Origin of the sequence: Amaricoccus sp. (genome assembly GCF_017995835.1) — a bacterium.
Classification (GTDB): Bacteria; Pseudomonadota; Alphaproteobacteria; order Rhodobacterales; family Rhodobacteraceae; genus Amaricoccus.
The window spans coordinates 1-2,982 of sequence record NZ_JAGOID010000194.1 but is presented as its reverse complement, the minus strand read 5'-3'; the positions used below and the strand labels follow the sequence as shown (position 1 = coordinate 2,982).

At 75.2% G+C, this 2,982-nt stretch carries 3 protein-coding genes and 1 pseudogene; all 4 read left to right on the top strand.

Translation table 11 applies throughout. The features are described from left to right. A pseudogene (locus KBA23_RS16570) lies at window positions 1-274 on the top strand (thymidylate kinase); the annotation flags it as partial. After that, on the top strand, window positions 271-1,359 hold the full coding sequence (locus KBA23_RS16565) for a DNA polymerase III subunit delta' (RefSeq protein ID WP_290743323.1): 1,089 nt from the start codon (window positions 271-273) through the stop codon (window positions 1,357-1,359). The pseudogene KBA23_RS16570 and the gene KBA23_RS16565, both read left to right, overlap by 4 nt. A 22-nt stretch (window positions 1,360-1,381) precedes the next feature. Beyond that, window positions 1,382-2,182, top strand: a complete 801-nt coding sequence (locus KBA23_RS16560) for a TatD family hydrolase (protein WP_290743321.1) — start codon at window positions 1,382-1,384, stop codon at window positions 2,180-2,182. Next, a complete protein-coding gene (locus KBA23_RS16555; protein WP_290743325.1) occupies window positions 2,179-2,973 on the top strand; it encodes an MBL fold metallo-hydrolase in 795 nt (264 codons plus the stop codon). Before KBA23_RS16560 ends, KBA23_RS16555 begins: the two co-directional genes overlap by 4 nt. Window positions 2,974-2,982 lie beyond the last annotated feature (9 nt).

Genomic DNA, 2,982 nt, shown 5'->3' with positions numbered 1-2,982 from the left:
CGCTACGGTCGACGCGCTCCACGCCCTGATGATCGGCCGCGAGCCCGACCTGACCGTCATCCTCGACCTCGATCCCGACGAGGCCCATGCCCGCGGCACGGCGCGCGGCGGGGCTGAGGACCGCTTCGAGCGCCTCGGCCCCGGCTTCCAGCGCCGCCTGCGCGCGGGGTTCCTCGCGCTGGCGGCCGAGTTTCCCGACCGTTGCCGCATCGTTCCCGCCGCCGGCGACGCCGACGCGGTCGCGGCGCGGGTCGCCGCCGCCGTCCTGCCATGACGCGTGACGACGAGCCCGACCGGCTCGAGGGCGCGCCGCACCCACGCCTCACGCCGAGGCTCTACGGCCAGGAGGCGGCCGAGCGCGCCTTTCTCGCCGCCGAGGCCGCGGGGCGGCTGCACCACGGCTGGCTCGTCACCGGGCCGCGCGGGATCGGCAAGGCCACGCTCGCCTGGCGGATCGCCCGCCACATGATCGCCGGCGGCGGCGCCGACACGCTCGACATGGACCCGGAGGCCCCGACCTTCCGCCGTGTCGCCGCGCTCGGAGAGCCCGGGATCGCGCTGGTGCGCCGGAGCTGGGACGACAAGGCCCAGCGTTTCCGCACCGCGATCGGCGTCGACGAGGTCCGCGCGCTCAAGGGCTTCTTCCAGCTCACCGCCGCCGATCGGACCTGGCGGGTCGCCATCGTCGACGCCGCCGACGAACTGACCCCGCAGGCGGCCAACGCCCTGCTCAAGACGCTCGAGGAGCCGCCCGCGCGCGCGCTCCTCCTCCTCGTCTGCCACGCCCCGGCCCGGCTCTTGCCGACCATCCGCTCGCGCTGCCGCGAGCTTCGCTGCGCCCCGCTCGGGCCGGAGGATCTTGCGCGCGCACTGGCGGCCGCCGGCGGCGACCCCGACCGCGCCGCCGCGCTGGCCGCCCTCGCCGGCGGCTCCGTCGGCGAAGCCCTGCGCCTCGCCGCCGTCGGGGGGCCCGCGCTCTACGACGCCGTCGCCGAACTTCTCGCCGGCGAACCGGACATGGACCGCCGCCGCGCGATCGCGCTCGCCGAGTCCTGCGCCGGACGCGCGGCGGAGGGGCGGTACGACGCCACGCTGGCGCTCCTGCGCCTCGCGATCTCCCGGCTCGCCCGCGTGGCCGCCGGCGCCCCCACGCCGCCCGTCTCCGACACCGAGGCGCGCGCCATGGCGCGGCTCGCCGACAGCCCCGCCCAGGCCCGGATCTGGGCCGGGCTCGCCGCCGGGCTCGGCGAACGGATCGACCATGCGCGCGCCGTGCATCTTGACCCGGCGCAGGTGATCCTCGATACGCTCCTGCGCATCGACGCGGCGGCGGCCGATGCCCGCGTTCTCGCCGGCTGAAGGCCCATTGCTCGAGTTGCCCATGTCCGCCCCCGCCCTCGTCGACAGCCATTGCCACCTCGACTTTCCCGACTTCGCCGGCGAGACCGACGCCATCGTCGCGCGCGCGGCCGCGGCCGGCGTGACGCGGATGGTGACGATCTGCACCCGGCTGCGTCAGGCGGACCAGGTGCGCGCCATCGCCGAGGCGCATGACGGCGTGTTCTGGGCCGCCGGCGGCCATCCGCTCCACGTCCACGAGGAGCCGCCGGTCACGGTCGAGGCCCTCGTCGCCCTCGCCGCCCACCCCAAGCTCGTGGGGATCGGCGAGACCGGGCTCGACTACCACTACTCCGCCGAGACGAAGGATCTCCAGGCCGAGAGCCTGCGCGTCCATTGCGAGGCGGCGCGCCAGACCGGCCTGCCGCTGATCATCCACGCCCGCGACGCCGACGCCGACATCGCCCGCATCCTCGCGGCCGAGCATGCCGCCGGGGCCTTCGCCTGCGTGATGCACTGCTTCACCGCGGGGCCGGAACTGGCCGAGACCGCGCTCGGCCTCGGATTCTATCTGTCGATCTCGGGGATCGCGACGTTCCGCAGCGCCGCCGCCCTGCGCGAGATCTTCGCCGCGGCGCCCCTCGACCGGCTCCTCGTCGAGACCGACGCGCCCTATCTCGCCCCCCTGCCCCATCGCGGCCGGCGCAACGAGCCCGCCTATGTCGCCGACACCGCCCGCGCGATGGCCGGCCACCTCGGCCTCGACCCGGACGCCTTCGCCGCCCGGACCTCGGCCAACTTCGACCGCCTCTTCGCCAAGGCGGCGGCGTGGCCGTCCGCATGAGCTTTCGCGCCACCATTCTCGGCTGCGGCTCCTCCGGCGGCGTGCCCCGCCTCGGCGGCCAGTGGGGCGCCTGCGACCCGACCGACCCGAGGAACGCCCGGCGCCGCTGCTCGCTGCTGGTCGAGCGGCGCGAGGGCGAGGCGACCACCCGCGTCCTGATCGACAGCGCGCCCGACCTGAGGGCCCAGCTCCTCGACGCCGGCGTCGGGATCCTCGACGGCGTGGTCTACACCCACGCCCATGCCGACCATACCCACGGCATCGACGACCTGCGCATGATCGTCTACAACCGCCGCTCCCGGCTGCCGGTATGGGCGGACCCGCCGACCGCCGAGGCGCTCATGGGCCGCTTCGGCTACGCCTTCTTCCGGCCGGCGGGCTCGAACTACCCGCCGATCCTCGACCTCGCCATGATCGAAGGGCCGTTCACGGTCGACGGCCCCGCCGGCCCCGTCCCCTTCGCGCCGATCCCGGTCCAGCACGGCAACATCATCGCGCTCGGCTTCCGCATCGGCGGCCTCGCCTACGTTCCCGACGTCTCCGACATGCCCGACGCCGCCTGGCCGCTCCTCGCCGACCTCGACGTCCTCGTCCTCGACGCGCTGCGCTACAAGCCGCACCCGACCCACGCACACCTGGCGCGCAGTCTCGAATGGATCGCCCGCGCCGCCCCGCGCCGGGCGATCCTCACCAACATGCACAACGACCTCGACTACGCGACGCTCGCCGCCGAGATCCCCGAGGGCGTCATCCCGGCGCATGACGGCCTCGCCTTCGACTTCGCGCCGTGATCCTCACCC